Source organism: Flavobacteriales bacterium (genome assembly GCA_013214975.1).
Lineage (GTDB): Bacteria > Bacteroidota > Bacteroidia > DT-38 > DT-38 > DT-38.
Genome location: JABSPR010000292.1, coordinates 1 through 2775, shown reverse-complemented (window position 1 = coordinate 2775; position 2775 = coordinate 1). Strand labels below are relative to the sequence as shown.

General features: G+C 37.0%; 2 protein-coding genes. One reads left to right on the top strand and one right to left on the bottom strand.

From position 1 onward, the window contains the following. Positions 1-2301 (top strand): transcription-repair coupling factor (gene mfd / locus HRT72_09310; GenBank protein NQY67902.1); only part of this gene is annotated, 2301 nt, incomplete at its 5' end. Here the strand turns inward: mfd and HRT72_09305 are convergent. Continuing rightward, positions 2302-2775 (bottom strand): transferase (locus HRT72_09305; protein NQY67901.1); only part of this gene is annotated, 474 nt, incomplete at its 5' end.

Sequence of the window (2775 nt, the reverse complement as noted above, 5' to 3'; positions counted from 1 at the left end):
TTCATCGACAACCACAAAGCCAATTACAGAAATATTATTGTAACAAAGAATCCAAAACAAACGGAGCGGATGTACAATATGTTTGAGGAGGATGAAAAAAGCATTGTGTTCTCTTCGATGGTTCTGCCTTTAAGTGAAGGTTTCGTGGACCGTGAGCTAAAAATCGCTTGCTATACCGAACATCAAATATTCAATAAGTATAACCCTTTCTTTTTACGAGCTGGATTTCAAAAAACAAAACAAGCAATTACTTTAAAAGAGCTTAATACTCTTCAAACCGGCGACTATGTCACACACATTGATCATGGTGTTGGACAGTTTTCCGGTCTATTAAAAATAGATGTCAACGGAAAACAACAGGAAGCAATTAAGATTATCTACAAGGATGGTGACATTTTATATGTGAGTATCCACTCCTTGCATCGTGTTTCAAAATATTCGGGGCAAGAAGGAAAGACTCCTAAGTTGCATAAGATAGGATCTAAAGCATGGGCGGCGCTCAAGCAAAAAACAAAGAAGAGAATTAAAGAAATTGCATTCGACATTATCAAAGTCTATGCAAAAAGAAAAGCTGAAAAAGGATTTGCCTATGCACCAGATACGTATCTACAACACGAGTTAGAAGCATCATTTGTCTATGAAGACACTCCAGATCAAATTACTGCTACAGTCGATGTAAAGAAAGCCATGGAATCGGAAGCTCCAATGGACCGGTTGGTATGCGGTGATGTTGGCTTTGGAAAAACAGAGATTGCAATAAGAGCTGCATTTAAAGCAGTAACAGATAGCAAGCAAGTTGCCATGATGGTACCAACAACTATCTTAACCATGCAACATTTCCAAACCTTTTCGGAAAGGCTTAAAGATTTCCCGTGCAACATTGAATTCATCAACCGATTTAAATCAACAAAAGATCAAAATGAAATACTTGAAAGACTAGAGAAAGGCAAGATTGACATTATAATTGGAACACATCGACTAGCCGGAAAAGATATTAAGTTCAAAGACCTCGGTTTATTAATTGTAGATGAAGAACAAAAATTTGGCGTTAATACAAAGGATAAACTGAAGACAATAAAAACGAGCATCGATACGCTTACCCTAACGGCCACTCCTATTCCAAGAACATTAGAGTTTTCCATGATGGGTGCTCGAGATCTATCGACGCTTAATACGGCGCCTCAAAACAGGCAACCAATACAAACCGAGTTACATACCTTTAGCGAACGAATTGTTGCCGATGCAATTTCTTATGAGATGCAGCGCGGGGGTCAAGTTTACTTTGTAAACAACCGTGTTCAAAATATTGAAGAGATCTCTGCCATGATAAACAGGCTTTGTCCTAATGTAAGAATTGGTGTTGTCCATGGCCAATTAAAAGGACCTCAAATCGAAAAGGTAATGGTCGACTTTATTGAGAACGAATTCGACGTTTTAGTTGCTACTTCTATTGTAGAATCTGGTTTAGATATCCCAAATGCCAATACTATCATCATAAATAATGCACACATGTTTGGCTTAAGTGATTTACATCAACTACGTGGGCGTGTTGGTCGATCAAATAAAAAAGCTTTTTGCTATTTACTCTCTCCTCCTCTATCTGGACTTACGAAAGAAGCTAGTACACGACTTAAAACAATAGAGCAATTTGCTGAATTAGGAAGTGGATTTAACATTGCTATGCGCGATTTGGATATCCGAGGTGCGGGTGATTTACTAGGTGGTGAGCAAAGTGGTTTTATTAACGATCTTGGATTCGACACCTATCAAAAGATATTAAACGAGGCTATTAAAGAACTCAAGGAAAATGATTTCAAAGACCTTTATCAAAGAGACGAGGACTACGAATATGTATCAGAATGTCAGATTGAAACCGACCTGGAAATTCTTTTCCCAGATGACTACATTAATAGTGTAGTTGAAAGAATGGCATTATATAAGGAATTAAACATGATCAAGAAACAAGAACAACTTGATAAATACATCGAAAACCTTATTGATCGTTTTGGCCCTATTCCTCCTCAAGGAAATGAATTATTCAACACCATCCGTTTAAGATGGATTGCTAAAAAATTAGGTCTAGAAAAGATCATCCTAAAAAGAGATAAGTTCATTGCTTATTTCGTGGCTGACCAAGAGTCTGCGTTCTTCGAATCTCCAATTTTCACGAAAGTTTTAATACACGTTCAGGCCAATGCCCATAAGTTTACAATTAAAGAAAAGAATGATAAACTGGGTCTTTATGTGGAGAACGTTAAATCACTCCAACAGGGAATCGAATTACTAGAGCAAATTAAATAATTATCGGAGCTTCCGAATAGGATTACCCACATACACTCCCGGCTCCTCAATATCTTTTAGTACTACCCCACCCATACCAATAGTTGTATTTGAACAAATATTGAGCAGATGTTTTATCGATGCATTTGTAGCAATATAGACCTGATTTCCTATTACACATCCCCCACTAATTTTTGCTCCAGGAGCTGAAGTAAAATAATCTCCAAGAGTTGTATCGTGACCTATCGTGGTATGTAAATTCAATTGCGAATGTTCTCCAATTTTTATATTGCATGTTAATATACACCCTGCCGTAATTATAGTCCCTGCTCCAATCTCAACCCATTCTGACATTACAACAGAAGGATGGATTAACGTAGCATAGCTTGTATTCTTGGGTAACGACTCTACAATTTTTTTTCGTTTTACGACATCACTAATTGAAACAATAACAGAATATAAATCTGGTTCAAATTTAGAAGAAGGAAGGATTTC